Below are 17,120 nucleotides of genomic sequence, written 5' to 3'. Positions count from 1 at the left end.
TTCGCTAATTATCTTGGAGGTCACGACGTTATCTAGATTACTAATGTTAGCGAATATTCACTAACTTCACCAGAAATTGCAGTCCGAATCATTCATTTCCGACAGAAAAACTAGATATTAGCGATGTAAAAGTGTCCAACTGGTCAGTTATTCTGCACCGATCAGCAATCATCAACTATGCAAGGAGAGCATTGGGTGAGCATTCAAAACTGGCCAGCAAATGAGCGGCCAAGGGAAAAACTATTATCCAAAGGTGCTGAGACCTTGTCTGACGCAGAATTGCTAGCGATTTTTATTCACACTGGCACTGCCGGCAAAAATGCTCTTGATCTAGCGCGCGAGGCATTAATCAAAGCCGGTGATATCAGACGTCTTCTCAATCAGAGTCAGCTAGAGTTTTGCCAACAACCCGGTTTAGGGCGTGCTCGCTTTGCAACATTACAAGCAGCCTTAGAGGTCAGCCGTCGCTATCTCGAGCAAGCAACGATTCGCGACGCGGTCATTGAGTCTCCTCAGCAAACACGTTTATTTCTGCGGGCGCAATTGCGCGATTGCAAAAACGAGCAGTTTGCATGCCTATTTTTAGATAATCGCCATCGTACCATTGCATTTGAGCAGTTATTCACTGGCTCCATTAGTTCGGCATCAGTGTACCCTAGAGTAGTTGTGCAACGAGCACTCTTTCACAATGCCGCCGCAGTGATTTTTGCTCACAATCATCCCTCAGGAATAGCAGAGCCGAGTCAAGCGGATATCGAAATCACGGCTGCATTAAAGCGCTCACTCAACCTGATCGATGTACGAGTACTCGATCATTTAATCGTGGCAGATAATTCAATTGCTTCGCTTATGGAATTAGGGCAAATGTAGTTTTAGAAATAGTAATTATAAGCGAGCACCCACTGTCGCCCGCGATTAGCGGTACCTTGAGGCAACACGCTCGAGAAGGTCATAAAGTGCTTATCAAATACATTTTTTGCGTTTAAAGACCAACTCATGGACTCAGAATACCGATACTTCAAGTGGGCATTCCAGTATTGATAATCTTGCAAACCGGAGTGCGCGGACGATTGCTCCACCCATTGTCCAGTCATGCCTAGCTGAAACTTATCCCAACCTTTGGCAAAACGAATCGAAGCATAATGTTGCGGCATATTATTAAATGAAGTGTCTTTCAACCAAGTCGCAACTAACTCGATACCAAAAGTGTCGCTAACTCTCAGGTTTACCACGGTTTCAACGCCTGAATTATATCCGCTGTCACTATTCACAAAGCCAGGAGCATTCAGCGGATTATCGGGATCAACCACACTCGCGCCGAGTTGAATCAGGTGATCAAACTGATTGTAAAAGTAATTCATTTCGAGCCGGAGTGGCCCAAAGCGTTCTAACCAGCTAATTTCTGACGTGGCGACTTCTTCTGCATATAATTCTGAATTACCAAAATCAACGGGATTGTTTTTGTCGTAAAGCTCTAAAAAATTTGGTGCACGAAACGCCGTTGCATAAAGCAACTTGATACTCGATGTTTTCGACTTATGAAAAACGAGGGCAAGTCTTGGGTTAACTGAACTACCAAAGTCAGAATAGTCATCCAATCTGACTCCACTGGTTAGCTGCCATAACGGCGATATTTGCCATTGGTATTGAAGGTAAGCGCTGAGAATGTCTCGATCGCTCGGCTCCAAAAAATTCAAGTCATTTCGATTAGCTTGCAGTTGTCCAAAATATTCCAGTGTTATTGGGTTATGCGTCGTCACATTAGCGACATCCACTATATCGTCTTGTTGCACGCCTATACCAAATAAAACTGAATGCCCAATTTGCGGTAACCAAGTTGCGTCGAAAGTAACATTTAATTCTTCAGTCTCAAGAAGAGGTCCACCGAAAAAGGTTTCGGTTAAAAACTCGCCTGGTGCAATTTCAGTGCCTGCGGGAATCAAAGTCGCCCTAGTGTTCCAACGATCTCGAGCCAAGGAGGCGCGAGCAGACCAGCTAAATTGCTCACTCAAAGATTGGTGATACTCAGCCGAAACCGACCACTGACGAGTCTCTTCTCGATTGTCTCCATGGTTACCGAATACTAAAAAATCGTCCAACTCTCGTTGCATAAAACGAACATCAAAATCCCAGGCGCCTACTGACAAAGACGAATAAAAGTCAGTTGCGGCAATGGCATCTGAAGTTGGCGCAAATAATCCAAAAGCATCTACCAATTCATAATCATCGCCAGACTCTTCCATATGACTAAGATACACATTCCATTCTTTATCACTTCCGATGGTTCCATTGTTCAACCAGCTAACGGAACCATGCCCAAGCGAGCCTGCACGTATTGTAAGCTCCGAAGCCGTATTTCGAGTGATTATATTGACTACGCCAAGAAACGCATTAGAACCGTACAATGCAGATCCCGGGCCTCTGATAACTTCGACTTGAGCTACATTATCAATACTTAAAGATCGGTTTAGTAATGAAATGCCCCCAGAGTACAAATCATTAATGCGCTGGCCATCGATTAAGAAAAGGACCGATTCAGACAAAGCAGTGCTGCGACCACGCACCGAGACACGATCAGCAGTTCCCTGCTCGATGTCGCGCGCTGAAATAAAGCCTGGTACAAGATTCAGAAGCTCTTGCACACTCGATATCCCTAACGCCTCGATATCATAGCGGGTAAAAACGCTCACATTAGCTGGCGCGGTGATCACGGATTGTTGATCACGAGTGGCCACCGACACTTTCAACAGCTCATCTAAGCTCAAGCCCGAAAGATCGTCAGCAACAGAAACGTTAGTAAAGACCATACTTACACTAACGAACGTGATTAGCCTGCATACTCGATTAGAAATAACGGTCACCTTCTAATTGGATGATTTTTATATCGTTATAGAATCAAGCATAGCTAAAATTTTACCGAATTAATAATCTTTATTATCACTACTGTTCAATTAATGCATTGAACAATAAAACAAAACCATAATCTGGCTGCCAAGCGTTAGCTTCTTCCCACCGAACATAGGGCTGCAACTCAACTCTTAACCAGTCTCGATAAAATGCTTGTCGATAGCCTATTCCTAATTGACTTGCGATCCACCGAGATTGTGGTTCGGTATGGTAATCGGAACTCCATGAAACTCGCCATGCACTTTGTTCATCAATTAAATGCACATAGCTAAAAGTTGAATTCGTCTCTGTACCTATCTCTGGTCGCTTATCTTCTCGCCACAAAGTACTGATTCGATATTGAAAAAAACGATGCTTCTTTTTTAAGTAGTCAATCTCAAAAAAAGTCTGGCTTTCCCAGCCAAACTGATGGTACCAACGTAATCTTTGCGATGCTCGCACTTGCCAATCTTCTGCAATCGTCGTTGCTCTTCGAACCCTACCACCAACGTAATACGAAGATTCTCCAAATCGATAACCAATTTTTAACCGTTCCGAATCTCCTGGTTTCCGTTGATTGAGTACCTCTAACCCCAAATTTGGATTATCATCCGTTTGACGAAGGCCATCATCGAGACTTTCTGCGCTCTCATCATCATCGTCGTTACCCGAAAAAACGAGGCTCAGTTTTCTCGAAATATTAGGCAATTTAACCCGACCATCAACACGTGTTTTAAACTCAACAGGCAAAGACTCTTGCTTTGTGAAATATTGTCTCAAATTCAATCTCACATCGACTTGTGTATCTGGGTATTCTGGGTCTGCGAAAAAGGCGTCAAGCCAAGCAGCTGTCGCGGTAACGGACTCAGCTAAAGATTGTTGCACTGAATCAAGTGCAGAGTTGTCTGACGTGTTGTTATTTTGCTGAGCTTCACTTTCTTGTGACGAGCTCTCTTTCTCTTGTTTATTTTGAACATCATTGCTTTCCGTAGCTAAATCGCTTTTAGCAAACGCAGCAGAGGATAAAAGAAATAAACACAGAGCCACTTTCAAGTGAAACATTCGAGCCAATTGGCTTGTACAAATTTTTAAGCAGCTATGAATCTTTACCTTTACAAACAATGTCAATTAAAACACCTTAACTATCCTGTTGATTGCTTACAGTTAAATGATAGCAAGGTGAATTGTCAATAAGTACTTATTTATGATTCAAACGTTGTTGTACTAGCTCAATGAGTAAATCATGGCAATTTCATCACAGTTTTCTTTTCTTGGGCAAAACTGGCAGTCTTTCAAGATTTTCTTTGGCAAAGTTTCTATTGAAGTTACTGTAAAATCACACTGTTTGAAAAAGTCAGGTTGCCGCGTGAGTACAAATGCTGTTTCTAGTCCCAATTGTGAAGCACTTCCGAGTAGGGCGAAAACTAAACGCTTTCCAAATCCCTTTCCGTGAACTTCAGGTAATACGCCAAGCGACCGAATCTCAACTAATTGCTCATCATAAATATGCAAACAACCGCAGGCTACGACCTTTCCTGCTTGATTTTTAATTAACTTAAAACTGGCCAACTGATTGAGAATGTCTTCTTTGCTTCTCGGTAAGTTTTCACCTTTCTCACTCCAATGTTGCACAATATCAAAAATATCGTCGACATCATTTAGATCTGCCTCGACCATACGATATTCAAGCAAGTTTTTCGCACTGAATGCATGATGCCCGACACCACCTCTTACTTGCCTACGTTCAATAGCCTGCTCGCAATTCAACCAACGATAGACATCGTTTGTGATCTTTGAATTAACTTGTTGAAAGTCGACAAGGTCCAGTTGTTTTAAATAACAGTCTTTCTGCTCTGCTAATTTGACTAAAACACCCGTTTGATGATGCGCATCACGAAATGGAACCCCTAATCCAACCAAATAATCAGCAAGCTCGGTCGCATTAGAGAAACTATTTTCAACCGCTAAAAACATTTTTTCTCTATTGACTTTAATTGTTGCAATCACTTGATTAAACATTTTAAGGCAATCAAACCATGCGCCAATTGAGCTAAATAATGCATGTTTGTCTTGCTGTAAATCTTTGTTATAACCAAGAGGAAGACTTTTTATCGCCATAAGCATCTGAGTTAAATAAGAGTACACTTCTGCCGACTTTCCACGAATCAGCTCAAGTGAATCAGGGTTTTTCTTTTGCGGCATCAAAGACGAACCAGAAGTTACACTATCATCAAGCTCAACAAAGCCGGCTTCTTGCGAGTTAAAGAAAATTAAATCTTCTGCTAGACGTGATAAGTGCAACAAACTCGTTGTAGAGCAATACAAGAGGTCAAGCACAAAGTCTCTATCGGAAACTGAATCTAAAGCATTGTCAGAAGCTTTACTAAAACCAAGGTGTATTGCGAGTTTGTCACGATCAACTTGAAACGCAGTTCCGGATATTGCGGATGCTCCCAAAGGACACTCATCACCTAAAGAATTAAGCAGTTCAACGCGTTTAATATCTCGGCTAAACATTTGCGCAGCAGCATTTAGCCAGAATCCGAAAGTAATCGGCTGAGCCCTTTGTAAATGCGTGTATGAAGGCATAATGGCATCAGCATGCAATATCGATTGTTCATTCAAAAGCAGCAAAGTCTCTCTGAGTTGACGCTTTATTTTCTTAACTGACATTCGGGTCCAAAGTTTTACATCGGTTAAGACCTGATCATTTCTGCTACGACCGGTGTGCAACTTTTTGCCGAGATCACCCACTTGCTCAATTAACGACTGCTCAACCCAAGAGTGAATATCTTCCGCATTTGAACTGAGAATTTTCTGCGGCTCATCTTTCACTTGTCGATAAGTGTTTTCTAATGCATCTGTTAATTTTTCAGCTTCTTCTTTGGTCAATACATCGGCATCACACAAAGCATTAGCCCAAGCGATCGACCCTTGTATATCTTGAGCAACCAGTTGATAGTCAATGGGTAATGAATCATTTAACTTCTTAAATAGATCACTGGTTGATCCTGAAAATCGTCCGCCCCACATTTACTTGATTCCTCCGCTTGCTTTAAGCGCTTGAATTCGTCCTGACAAAGAGAATAATCGAATAAAACCTTCAGCATGAGATTGTTGGTAAACCTCATCTTCGCCAAATGTAGCAAAGCTCTCGGCATACAAACTGTTGTCAGATTGTCTTTGCGTTACTTGAGCGTGTCCTTTATAGACCTTAACTACGACTTTTCCTGACAGTCTTTGTGCTAATGAGTTCGTAGCTAGTAAGATTGCTTTTGCAGTCGCCGTAAACCACTTGCCATCATAAAGTAATCGAGCAAATTCGAGCCCAAGTTTCTCTCTTAGAAATAATGCATCTCGATCGTATACCAGTTGTTCTAACCCAAGGAGTCCCGTTAGCATGAGTGTTCCTCCGGGTGTTTCATAACACCCTCGAGATTTCATTCCGACTAATCGATTTTCAACGATATCAAGACGCCCTACACCATGCTTAGATCCAATTTCGTTTAATAAATTGATACACTCCAACGGGTTCAAAGCAACACCGTCAACGGCAATGAGTTCACCCTGTTGAAATTCTAGTTCTACATCTTGCGCTTGATTAGGAGCATCATCGACCGAAACGGTCCAAGTCCAAACTTTTTGGCTTGGTGCTTGCCAAGGATCTTCAAGCTCTCCTCCTTCATGAGAGATGTGCCAGAGATTAGCGTCACGGCTATAAATTTTTTCAACCGACGCTGAGCATGGTATCTTTCTTTCTGCGAGATAATCCAAACAATCTTCTCGAGACTTTAAGTCCCACTCTCGCCACGGAGCAATCACTTTTAGCTGCGGAGCGAATTGGTTAAAAACCGTTTCAAAACGAACCTGATCATTGCCTTTACCGGTACACCCATGACTCAACGCATCGGCACCAATTGATAAAGCGTAATCAACCATTGCTTTTGCAATGATCGGTCGCGCCAATGCAGTCCCGAGTAAGTAGCCGTCTTCATAGACAGCTCCGGTCTTTAATGTTGGATAAATAATTTCTTCGATAAATGCTTGCTTTAGATCGACCACAACGCAATCTTCTGCACCCGAGGCAATTGCCTTTTCATGTATGCCAGTTAATTCATCTTCTCCTTGTCCAACATCGGCAGCGAACGCATATACTTTGCAATCGTAATGCTCTTTAAGCCAAGGGATAATCGTAGAAGTGTCAAGGCCGCCAGAGTAAGCCAACACGATTTTATTAACGGTTTGTTTCATAATATAAGTCCTGAAAAAGTTGAGTAAATAAGTGCTTGCTGAGCGATCATTCGGTTTCGACTTTGTTGATACATCAACGATTGCTTTCCATCACAAACTTCACTGGTTACCTCTTGCCCTCGATGCACTGGTTGACAATGCATAAAGTATCTAGCCTTCGTTCTTTGCATAAATGAATCATTGACTTGAAAGGACGACAATTCTAGCAATGCCTCCTCGGTTAACTTTTGCTGCCCCATTGACTGCCAAACATCGGTGTAAATCACATGGCATTTTTCGAGTTGCTCTGCACTGGATAGAAAATGAATTCTGCCTTTATTTTTTTCACTCCAGCTGTTTTTTTCTTCGTTAGAAAAACTATTTCCTTTAGGGGTAACCACCGATATTTCGATATTCAGCAACGAAGCACAAACGAGCAGTGATCGAGTGACATTGTTCGCATCTCCAACATAGGCAATATGCCAATCTTCGAGCTGTTCATTTATCTCAAACAAGGTAAAGATATCAGCCAGCGCTTGGCATGGATGAAACTGATCACAAAGAGCATTGATCACAGGCAGTTCACAATAGGTTTGTATCTCTCGCAGTGTCTGATGTTCATCGACGCGTGCAATCACAGCGTCATACCACTGTTGCAAGTTCTGAGCTAAATCGACGATGGGTTCTCGTTGTCCTATCTTCGAGTGTTGCATATCATAGAAATGGACTTTTCCACCCATTTTTTCAATACCCACTTCAAAACTAGCTCTTGTCCGTAAGCTAGGCTTTTCAAACAACATAACAAAGTGTTTATTACGCAGGGCATGTCGATAATCTTCCGGGCGCGCAACCAACTTTTTAGAAAGATTAAGAAGCTCTACCAGTTGTTGACCAGAAAGCTCGCTACCTGTTATAAAATTTTGTTGATGCGACCCCATTAAGATGCTCCTTCTGAAAGTTCAGTGATAGAAGTGCCTTCAAAATCGCTCGCTCCTATCGTCGTCTTCTCCGTTTGATGCCCATTGGTGATCAATACTCTTTGCAGTGATTCCCAATTTAAATTTATTAGACTTTTAATTTTTACCAGCATGCCTGAGTGAACATGTCCGGTAAGCTGCAGCTGCTCAAGTTCTGATAAGGCAATATGAGGAATGGTTTGTTGATGCGTATCTAAAACGCCAGGCACATCGCTGAAGAAAACCATCTCTTCAGCTTGTAAAGCAACGCAAAGAGCGGCAGCAATATCGTCTGCATTAACATTTAAGCATTGGCCATTTATGGTATGACACATCGAATGAAAAATAGGCCAGTAACCTTGTTGTAAAAGACTGATTAACAAACGAGTGTTTCCTGGCCTAACAACACCAACCGATCCTAACTTGTCACTGTCTGGATGCAACTCACAAACTAACGATTCACCGGTCGTTGGAGTCATTCCAATGGCGGCTATCTTAACGTCTTTTGCGACACCTATGACTCGCATGTGCACATAGCCCGCAAGAGCGCCAGTGATAACCGGAATTTGTACATCCGGTGACACTCTTAACCCTTGGTACTTTTCAACTTGATATCCCCAAGCATCACACCAAGTGTCAACGTAAGGACCGCCACCATGAACGATGACAGGGTAATGCTGGCCGCGTTCAGATCTCATTTGAATAGCGCGTAACGTCTTATTCAATGCATCCGAATCTTTAATCAACTTTCCAGAAAGTTTGTAAATCACAACTTTCATGCAACCTCCTCCAAGTGCATTGCAATTAAGTTTTGGGGAATCAGTCCAAGTTGTATTGGCCAGTTTTGCTGCAGGTTTAAACATTGAATGGCCGAACTAGCAGCGCCTTTCATTAAATTGTCAATAACACTGACAACTTCTACAAAATGACCGTTCTTAATAGCGTTTGGAAAAACTCTTATCTTAGGCGTGTGAACAACATCCTGAAGTCGAGGTGATTCAGTGACCACATCAACTAAAGGGGCCTGTGAATAATAAGATTGGTATTCATCCTCTAACCATTGTTGAGTGACCTGATGTTTTACCGGGACAACCGAAGTCGACAAGATTCCTCTTTTGTAATTGCCAAGATGAGGCGTAAAAATAACGTCATGATCTAAGGCTTGTTCGATCTCGGGAGAATGTCGATGTTGATCAATTCCGTACGCTTGCAAACTTACTTCACAAAAAGAATTTTTTATCGTCGATTTTCGACCCGCGCCACTCACGCCACTGACCGCATTGATCACCGGTGGTCCAGCGATTAATCCTAACTCTGCCAACGGAGCGATACTCAGGATAGCGGCCGTCGGGTAACATCCCGCGACGGCAACCCCTGCAACACCGGCTAAATTAACGCCGCGTAACTCCGGCAATCCATAATGCATAACAGAATTAAAATCGGTTCCCGGATGTGGAAACTGATAAAATGATTGAAAGGTTTCTGGACATTTAAGACGAAACGCTCCTGAAAGGTCTATTACCACCTTATTCTGAGCAAGTATCTCTGGCACATGAGCCGCACTCCATTCGTGGGGTGTTGCAAGAAACACAACATCGACCGACTTCCATTTTTCTTGGCCCACGAGTTCACTGTAAGCATGAAACTTGTCATCGACTTGGCTTGTGTCCCCGAGTGCGTACTCAGGGTATACATCTTTAAACTGAACGTTTAGATACTCGCTTGATTCAGAAACCGCAAGACCAACGAGTTTCAATAAGGGGTGTTGTCCGATTAACGAGACGAGTTGTGCTCCTGCATAACCACTCGCACCAACAACAACACATTTTAGAGGTTGTGTGGATAGTAAATCTTTTTGAATAAACTTTTTCATGGGTAAAAAGCTCCCTCCTCGTGGGGGAGACTTTTACCCACAAGGTTTTAAATCATGTTTTCAAGTTCATGCTTTAATTGCATGGCATCCTCTTCACTGCGTGTTGCAATAAAAACGGTATCATCGCCCGAAATATTTCCGACAACCAAAGGGAGTTTGATGTTATCCAACTCATAGCCTATTGCTTGCGCGCGACCTGGTTGAGTTTTCAACACCACCAAACTGCTAGCGACCTCGGCAGAGACTAACAATGACTGCAACACTTTTTTCAGTTCATTTTTAGTAGCCCTCACGGGCGTAGCTTCATTACCCAGTACATAACCTTCCGGTCCTTTCCAAATTCCGAGTTCATTTAAATCTCGGGATAATGTTGTTTGAGTTGCTTTAATACCCTTCGCAAGCAAAAGCTCAACTAACGTTTCCTGATTAGGAATCATCTGAGCGCCAATCAACTCTTTAATGGCGGCTTGCCTTGTCTGTTTTTCTGACATAAAGGTTCCGTATGATGAAATTTACACAATTAAGAATATTTATGCAATAATAATTGCATAAATATTCGATTATTCAACTTATTCAGGTCATTATACCCATGTTTAGGTCAAAAATTCTGCATAATCTGCTAAAACCCCTAGTGGGCAACAATACCGTAAGCGCTGATCAACCCTCGATGGATCAGCCTAACAAGCCTTATCTAGAGGTATTAGCAGACTGGCTTGAACCTCTTGGGTTTAACATCCACCTTTCCCCGGTCCCTGAGTCAAACCAAAAATGGAATCTAGTTGCTCATCGCCCTGGACTGGATACGCAAGAAGGGGGCATTGCATTTATCGGACACTCCGATACCGTCACCGCCGACCTTTCTCAATGGCATCATGATCCGTGGCAGCTCCAACAACAAGAAGATAGGTTCGCTGGGCTGGGAACAACAGATATGAAAAGCTTTTTCGCGGTGGTGACCGCAATGCTCCAGCAACTCCCTAACACATCAAAGCCAATGACCATCATTGCAACCGCCGATGAAGAAACGTCGATGGCAGGTGCTCGTGCAATTAAACAACACCAGCTAAGACGCCCTGACCTAGCGATTATCGGAGAGCCTACCTCAATGATTCCGATAATCAGTCATAAAGGGTATCTAGCCTATAGGCTAACCATCAAGGGTGCAGGCGGCCACTCGAGCAATAACTCAGAGCAAGTTAACTGCCTCAATGCGCTGTTTAGCGCTGCAAGTCAATTGCATCGGGTAGCAGCGAAATTGCGACAATACTGCGATCCTCGATTCAGCGTACCCGAAGCTACCATGAACTTTGGAACATTAAATGCTGGGGATTCCGTCAACCGAATCTGTGCTAGCGCTGAATTGTGCTTTGATATTCGCCCTATTCCCGGACTTGACCCTACGGAAATTACAATCTGGCTACAACATGCGATCAAGGAGGGATTGAAGGGCTTTCAGGTCAACTATACATTGACCGACCTATACCCTCCAGTTCATGGCTTCTCAAGCTCATTGCCCATTGATTTACAAGCGCACCTAAGCCAATGTTGCGGTCACCCTTGCCATACTGCAAACTACGTCACTGAGGCAGGTTTTATTGAACAATTAGGCACCCCAACGATTATTCTCGGTCCCGGAGATATCGCACAAGCGCACACACCTAATGAATGGATATCTTTTGAGCAGTTGTATCGTGCCGAGCAAATTTACCAGAAACTTCTTCTACGATTCTCTGGCTAATCGGCCTAGAAAGGCTCAATGGGTGGTTTTCGGGATCTTTTTATTGCTTAAAAAGTCTCCATCTGGTATAAAGTGCGCCCTCGTTTTCTAACGACTTTTAGTAGGTAACCAACGAACACCTACCAACGACGACCTGAATAGTAGAGTTATGGTCGCGATTAGAAAGAATTTTAGTGGTTTTGGAGGCAATTATGTCACGTGTATGTCAAGTAACGGGTAAACGCCCGACTGTGGGAAACAACGTTTCTCACGCGAAAAATAGAACTAAGCGTCGCTTTTTACCAAATTTACATTCTCACCGTTTCTGGGTTGAGAGCGAAAAGCGTTTTGTGAAACTTCGTGTTTCAGCTAAAGGTATGCGTATCATCGATAAGCAAGGCATTGATACCGTACTCGAAAAAATCCGCGCTCGCGGCGAAAAAGTTTAAGGAGAGTGAATCATGGCTAAAAATGGTGCACGCGATAAAATCAAATTGGTTTCTAGTGCTGGTACAGGTCACTATTACACCACTGATAAGAACAAGCGTAACACTCCACAAAAATTGGAGTTCAAAAAGTACGATCCGGTTGTTCGTAAGCATGTAATGTATAAGGAAGCAAAAATTAAGTAACTTCTATGCCTCCAAGCATTCATAAAAAAGCCCGTTAATGCGGGCTTTTTTTATGCCTAAACCTAGGTCGAATTTAAAATTTTCCGTCCGTTCTTGCTGCATATGCTATTGTTTATGAGAGAACTTGATGAACGAGTCGCAGCCATGAAATCAGAGCACAGCAGTAGCGCTCCCGATATACTTCTTGCCCGTCAACCCATCTTTGACCGAAATATGACCTTGTTTGGTTATGAGCTTCTTTACCGTCAAAATGACACTGCGGAGCAAGCTAACTTTTTATGTGGCGACCAAGCTACCTCGCTGGTATTGTTGAATAATTATGCGAGTTTATCCCAAGCCACTGAGCATCACCGCGTACCTGCCTTTATCAACATCACCGAAAACTTAATCAAAGCGCCTGAAATTTTGCCGGTCAAACCAGAGCAGGTTGTTCTGGAAGTTTTAGAAAACGTAACGCCTGATGACAAGCTTGTTGATGCGCTAAAGCGTTACAAAGAACTTGGATTCAAAATAGCTCTTGACGACTATCCCTTTACCCAAGAGTTTGAAAGGTTACTGGAACATGCAGACTACATTAAGGTTGATGTTCTTAATTATGATATGCAGGTCATTCAACAAAAGCTCGATCATCTAAAAAACTTTGACGCCCAACTACTCGCCGAAAAAGTTGAAGACCACAATGCTTATATTGACTGCTTACAATTAGGGTTCCACTTGTTTCAAGGCTACTTTTTCGAACGTCCTCAAATTGTTCGAGGAAAGCAAATTCCTACCAGTAAACAGCAAGTCATGGATTTACTAGCAGAAGTCTACTCAGAGACCGCTGAGCCCGATAAAATTGCTGAGAAAGTTTCTCGCGATGCTCAGTTGAGCTATCGACTCTTACGAATTATAAACTCTGCAGCATACGGATTAAGTCGAAAAATACTCTCAATCAAAGATGCCGTCGTATTTCTTGGACTAGCGGAACTAAAGCGATGGATAGCCCTGCTCTCTTTTTCTGCTAATGATGACACCCCACCAGAATTATTGCGAACTTTGTTAATTCGTGGTCGCAGTTGTGAATTGATAGCTGAATATACACAAGTGGCTAACAAGGACGCCTATTTCACTGCTGGATTATTTTCAGGCATAGATTCCTTGCTCAATGTAGATTTAAGCTACTTAATCAATGAGCTGCCACTGGATACGGGAATAAAGCAGGCAATTCTTCAATACCAAGGAGCAATGGGAGAAACATTAAGAGCAGTCATTCAGTTCGAACATGCACAGTGGGACTTAATGAGCAATGAAGTTGAATTAGAACTGATCAACCAATGTTACTTTCAAGCAATTCAATGGTGTGATGAGTTAACTGCTTCAATATAATCCAATCCAACGATTGATTTTTCACCTTGAGTTTCGGACAATCTTAAAACTTTCTTTGTCTGGAACCGTGAATGCTGTTTTCAACTCAAAATCTAAGCCCAACATCTCTTGATGGCCAACTCAAAAGTTATTCTTTTCAGATTACGCAGCCTCAACTTATTGGTTTGCTGGGTATAAATGGTGCCGGAAAGTCGACCTTGTTGCACCTGCTAGCAGGTGGTCAGGAGCTATTCACCGGAGACGCTCTTTTACTCGGCCATTCACTGAGCAAAGCAAAGTGCGATTATCAACAAAAAGTAGGATACGTCGTCGATAACCTTACGGTTCCCAAACATATGACCGTATCTGATTTTTTACAGTTCATGGCTCACTCAAAAAACATCAAAAATCACGAATCGTCCATTCAGAGCATAATCGAAGAATTATCATTAACGGACTTAGTCAACAAACCTGTACAAAAACTTTCATTAGGACAAAAGCAACGAGTGAATGTCGCACAAGCACTAATAAACAATCCTGAACTGCTTCTCTTAGATGAGCCATTAAACGGCTTAGACCCGAATCAACAACATTTATTTTGGGATTTACTTAAGCGAAGTAAAAGTCGAGCAGCCATCATTTTAGCCAGTCATCATGTTCATGATTTATTAGAGTATTGTGACCGCATTATGATCGTTGACCAACATACCCTTGTTTTTGACCAATGTATCCGGAATGATGAGCAGTATTATGTGCTTAGCAGGCCATTAGCGATCAGCCAGCAGGTTTCAATTAATTGCACTGATGAAAAGATTAGCATTAATGACAATAATAAAAGTGAACAGAGTAATCTCATTCACCCTCAAATATGCCGTGTCGATGACGAACGTTTAACCGATACTCATCGGCAAGAAGCCATCATTTCGGGTAGTCTTCGGCATATCATTCTCGAGCTTTTTTCGAAACAAGCACAAGGGTTGTGGCAATGGCAATGAGCTTACTTAAATTACAGTTAAAACAATTCTACAACTCACCGACAAACTGGCTATTAGTCAGTTTCTATTTATTGATTAATAGTTATTTATTGGTTTCGAATATTAATATTTTTTTCGAACTCAAAAACAGTGGGAGTATTAATACCAGTCTGAGCAACACTGTTTTTTACAGCAGCTTTAATGTTTCGCTGTTTACTCTGATGTTTTTAATGCCCTTTATTGCCATACAGTTTGGCCCAATGCGACAACAAAGCGGTCTACACAAATTACTGTTCACAACGCCAACAAGTCAATCTCGCTTCAGACTGTACGACTTATTGAGCTTAGCTATCATAATCGCCATAAACATCGGTTTATTTTTCGTTTTACTGTTACCCATTTTACTCACAAATAAAATAGATTCGGGCGTTCTCATCAGTACCAGTATTGGGCAGATATTATTGCTCTTTTTATACGTTGGTTGCGCTAATTTAAGTCGTTACTATTCGACGTCAATGTTTCGATGTTTTGCGTTTTACTTTGGTACGCTTGTCTTTCTATGGGTGCTTCAAATTTTAACGGTAAGTATCCCTAGGCTTTCCTTATTGAGTCCTATCCAATGGTACAATCATTTTTCTTTAGGCATTGTAAGTTTGGCCGACTTGATGAGTTTCTTAATCGTTATTGCTTATCTGATGATCGCAGTAAGATTGGTTGAGAACGTAAAGCAGCGGCTTAATGTGGTTGCTCTCGGCGTTGTTATGTTAGGGTCCGTCTATTTCTTACAAAGCTCGTTAACACAACAATATGACTTAACTAGCAATCAACGTTACACTCTCAACGCTTCTCTTCAAGCTGCAATTAGCAAAGACTCTTCAATTCAAATTCAAGTAAGCAATTTATCCGAAAGCGCAATGCTTGAAGTACAGTCTCGGTTAGTAACACCTTTAAAGAGCATCGCTCCATCGATAGACGTTGAACAAACCGTGCAGTTAGATCAAAACATGAGCGCAACCTCAGGTGTCATGGTCATTATTAACCAACAACCTTATTGGATCGACTACCCTTTCAGTCAACATCCACAACAGCAACTGCTGAATCATATCGAGTTTAGCGAACAAAGAAACCGCCAATGGATTCTCTTCAGTTCAGGGCATCAGGAGTCACAAATAGATCAGCAGGGAGGACGAAATTTAAGTAGCTTAGCAAGTACTCTCTCTCAACAAGGGTTTAATTTGCAGCAACGAGCATTAGCTGAACTTGCGGATATTCCAGATAATGTGGGTCTAGTCGTGATCGCAAATTCTCAGCAATCGTGGTTATCCCTAGAGTGGAAACTTCTTAAAAATTATCTAGATAAAGGTGGCCGTTTACTTTGGCTACGCGAACCACAAGAGCAAGCGTTAGTCGAGTTAGAAAATTATCTTGGCGTGACGACCATCCCCGGCACACTCATCGATCCTGCTGGGTATCAAGCAGGTACTCCTCACCCAGCTATCGTATTAGTAAGGGACTTACCTCGCCTTTCACTAACAGCTAATTTAAATGGGTTGGTAGCCCTTCCTTGGACAGTGGGTCTCGGAAGAACACCCTCGCCAAATCAATGGCAAACAGAATTGCAACTTACCACCCATTCTAAAGTTTGGACAGAGTTTGAGCCGCAACAAGAACAACTACAACTTAACCAAGAAATAGGTGAGCTTGAAGGAGAGTTTCCTGTGCTTCTAGCGCTAACTCGACAGCAAGGTACCCAGCAACAAAGAGTTGTCATTACTGGCGATGTTCACTTTTTGTCTGACTCGGCTATCAATAATTATGACAACCAACAATTAATGAGTAATATTTTTGCTTGGCTCATGCAACCTAAGACAAGTGAGTCTATCGAGTTTTTAGTTGCCAACGATCGAAACCTAATCATGACGCCTTTTTCACAATTCTGGTACCTCCACGGTGGCAACTATTTATTATCCATTATATTACTCATTGTAGGACTCGTTTTGTGGCTAAAAAGAACTCGTTAACTCAACGCCATTGGCTAACGCTAATCATGCTAGCAACATCATTTATGATTTTGCTATTTACCATCACCGGTAAGATTATTTCAAAAAAGACCGAACCTGAGCCACCAACATTTATTTTTCAATCACTCGAATCTTTGTCAATTGATACTTGGCGCGCTCAGCAGCTAGATTCGAATAATCAAGACTGTATTGATAACGCCAATTTACTGAGCAGCAAGGAATGCCATCAACTCTTTGCCGCCTGGCGAACACTTCAACCGACAGCTATCATTTATCAGCCAAGTGACATGTCGCAAGTGCTGCAAGTGAATATGTCCTTTGGTAATACATCACAGCAATGGTACTTTTCTCTCAATCCAACACCACGCATCATTGATCAAAGGAATCAACGATCGCTGCTGATTGAGCTCAACCAAGTTTCACAGCTGTTCCCCAAAACCGTGTTAAACTATCTACGCCAGCAAACCAACTAATTTCGAAAATT

General features: G+C 42.2%; 16 protein-coding genes. 8 read left to right on the top strand and 8 right to left on the bottom strand.

What is annotated here, in order from left to right; all coding sequences use genetic code 11:
- Positions 1-195 precede the first annotated feature (195 nt).
- A complete protein-coding gene (radC, locus tag Q9312_RS14780; RefSeq protein WP_309201629.1) occupies positions 196-870 on the top strand; it encodes a RadC family protein in 675 nt (224 codons plus the stop codon).
- A gap of 2 nt (positions 871-872) precedes the next feature.
- Here the strand turns inward: radC and Q9312_RS14775 are convergent, their stop codons facing one another.
- From Q9312_RS14775 to Q9312_RS14740, 8 genes are all read right to left on the bottom strand, one after another.
- Complete coding sequence (locus Q9312_RS14775) at positions 873-2,807, bottom strand: TonB-dependent receptor plug domain-containing protein (RefSeq protein WP_309201628.1); 1,935 nt, start codon at positions 2,805-2,807, stop codon at positions 873-875.
- A 133-nt stretch (positions 2,808-2,940) separates the two neighbouring features.
- The gene (locus tag Q9312_RS14770) at positions 2,941-4,014 is read right to left on the bottom strand and encodes a hypothetical protein (RefSeq protein WP_309201627.1); all 1,074 of its coding nucleotides are present in this window, start codon (positions 4,012-4,014) and stop codon (positions 2,941-2,943) included.
- Between the two features lie 96 nt (positions 4,015-4,110).
- The gene (argH, locus tag Q9312_RS14765) at positions 4,111-5,919 is read right to left on the bottom strand and encodes an argininosuccinate lyase (protein ID WP_309201626.1); all 1,809 of its coding nucleotides are present in this window, start codon (positions 5,917-5,919) and stop codon (positions 4,111-4,113) included.
- Positions 5,920-7,137 (bottom strand): argininosuccinate synthase, encoded by a 1,218-nt coding sequence (locus Q9312_RS14760; protein ID WP_309201625.1) that lies wholly within the window; start codon positions 7,135-7,137, stop codon positions 5,920-5,922.
- Entirely contained in the window at positions 7,134-8,054 is a 921-nt protein-coding gene (locus Q9312_RS14755; RefSeq protein ID WP_309201624.1) for a Rossmann-fold NAD(P)-binding domain-containing protein, read from the bottom strand. The genes Q9312_RS14760 and Q9312_RS14755 overlap by 4 nt, the downstream gene beginning before the upstream one ends.
- Complete coding sequence (gene argB, locus Q9312_RS14750) at positions 8,054-8,851, bottom strand: acetylglutamate kinase (RefSeq protein ID WP_309201623.1); 798 nt, start codon at positions 8,849-8,851, stop codon at positions 8,054-8,056. The genes Q9312_RS14755 and argB overlap by 1 nt, the downstream gene beginning before the upstream one ends.
- Positions 8,848-9,945, bottom strand: a complete 1,098-nt coding sequence (argC, locus tag Q9312_RS14745) for an N-acetyl-gamma-glutamyl-phosphate reductase (protein WP_309201622.1) — start codon at positions 9,943-9,945, stop codon at positions 8,848-8,850. The genes argB and argC overlap by 4 nt, the downstream gene beginning before the upstream one ends.
- Positions 9,946-9,992: 47 nt before the next feature.
- Positions 9,993-10,436 (bottom strand): arginine repressor, encoded by a 444-nt coding sequence (locus Q9312_RS14740; protein ID WP_309201621.1) that lies wholly within the window; start codon positions 10,434-10,436, stop codon positions 9,993-9,995.
- Positions 10,437-10,534: 98 nt separating this feature from the next.
- Between Q9312_RS14740 and argE the strand changes: the two genes are divergently transcribed.
- From argE to Q9312_RS14705, 7 genes are all read left to right on the top strand, one after another.
- Positions 10,535-11,683 (top strand): acetylornithine deacetylase, encoded by a 1,149-nt coding sequence (gene argE / locus Q9312_RS14735; RefSeq protein WP_309201620.1) that lies wholly within the window; start codon positions 10,535-10,537, stop codon positions 11,681-11,683.
- A 191-nt stretch (positions 11,684-11,874) separates the two neighbouring features.
- On the top strand, positions 11,875-12,111 hold the full coding sequence (rpmB, locus tag Q9312_RS14730; protein ID WP_309201619.1) for a 50S ribosomal protein L28: 237 nt from the start codon (positions 11,875-11,877) through the stop codon (positions 12,109-12,111).
- Positions 12,112-12,123: 12 nt separating this feature from the next.
- Complete coding sequence (gene rpmG, locus Q9312_RS14725) at positions 12,124-12,294, top strand: 50S ribosomal protein L33 (RefSeq protein WP_309201618.1); 171 nt, start codon at positions 12,124-12,126, stop codon at positions 12,292-12,294.
- A gap of 114 nt (positions 12,295-12,408) precedes the next feature.
- Positions 12,409-13,662, top strand: a complete 1,254-nt coding sequence (locus tag Q9312_RS14720; protein ID WP_309201617.1) for an EAL and HDOD domain-containing protein — start codon at positions 12,409-12,411, stop codon at positions 13,660-13,662.
- 71 nt (positions 13,663-13,733) lie between these two features.
- A complete protein-coding gene (locus Q9312_RS14715) occupies positions 13,734-14,636 on the top strand; it encodes an ATP-binding cassette domain-containing protein (protein WP_309201616.1) in 903 nt (300 codons plus the stop codon).
- Positions 14,633-16,636, top strand: coding sequence for a Gldg family protein (locus Q9312_RS14710; RefSeq protein ID WP_309201615.1), 2,004 nt, complete (start codon positions 14,633-14,635; stop codon positions 16,634-16,636). Before Q9312_RS14715 ends, Q9312_RS14710 begins: the two co-directional genes overlap by 4 nt.
- Positions 16,615-17,109, top strand: a complete 495-nt coding sequence (locus tag Q9312_RS14705; protein WP_309201614.1) for a hypothetical protein — start codon at positions 16,615-16,617, stop codon at positions 17,107-17,109. The genes Q9312_RS14710 and Q9312_RS14705 overlap by 22 nt, the downstream gene beginning before the upstream one ends.
- The last annotated feature ends 11 nt before the right edge of the window (positions 17,110-17,120 follow it).

Origin of the sequence: Pleionea litopenaei, from assembly GCF_031198435.1 — a bacterium.
Classification (GTDB): Bacteria; Pseudomonadota; Gammaproteobacteria; order Enterobacterales; family Kangiellaceae; genus Pleionea; species Pleionea litopenaei.
This window is presented reverse-complemented; position numbering and strand designations above follow the sequence as displayed.

Excerpts from the sequence above, each read along its gene's own strand:
- Q9312_RS14775 (WP_309201628.1), bottom strand. The coding sequence starts at position 2,807 with ATGGTCTTTACTAACGTTTCTGTTGCTGACGATCTTTCGGGCTTGAGC.
- argH (WP_309201626.1), bottom strand. The coding sequence starts at position 5,919 with ATGTGGGGCGGACGATTTTCAGGATCAACCAGTGATCTATTTAAGAAG.
- Q9312_RS14760 (WP_309201625.1), bottom strand. The coding sequence starts at position 7,137 with ATGAAACAAACCGTTAATAAAATCGTGTTGGCTTACTCTGGCGGCCTT.
- Q9312_RS14755 (WP_309201624.1), bottom strand. The coding sequence starts at position 8,054 with ATGGGGTCGCATCAACAAAATTTTATAACAGGTAGCGAGCTTTCTGGT.
- argB (WP_309201623.1), bottom strand. The coding sequence starts at position 8,851 with ATGAAAGTTGTGATTTACAAACTTTCTGGAAAGTTGATTAAAGATTCG.
- argC (WP_309201622.1), bottom strand. The coding sequence starts at position 9,945 with ATGAAAAAGTTTATTCAAAAAGATTTACTATCCACACAACCTCTAAAA.
- Q9312_RS14740 (WP_309201621.1), bottom strand. The coding sequence starts at position 10,436 with ATGTCAGAAAAACAGACAAGGCAAGCCGCCATTAAAGAGTTGATTGGC.
- argE (WP_309201620.1), top strand. The coding sequence starts at position 10,535 with ATGTTTAGGTCAAAAATTCTGCATAATCTGCTAAAACCCCTAGTGGGC.
- rpmB (WP_309201619.1), top strand. The coding sequence starts at position 11,875 with ATGTCACGTGTATGTCAAGTAACGGGTAAACGCCCGACTGTGGGAAAC.
- rpmG (WP_309201618.1), top strand. The coding sequence starts at position 12,124 with ATGGCTAAAAATGGTGCACGCGATAAAATCAAATTGGTTTCTAGTGCT.
- Q9312_RS14720 (WP_309201617.1), top strand. The coding sequence starts at position 12,409 with ATGAGAGAACTTGATGAACGAGTCGCAGCCATGAAATCAGAGCACAGC.
- Q9312_RS14715 (WP_309201616.1), top strand. The coding sequence starts at position 13,734 with ATGCTGTTTTCAACTCAAAATCTAAGCCCAACATCTCTTGATGGCCAA.
- Q9312_RS14710 (WP_309201615.1), top strand. The coding sequence starts at position 14,633 with ATGAGCTTACTTAAATTACAGTTAAAACAATTCTACAACTCACCGACA.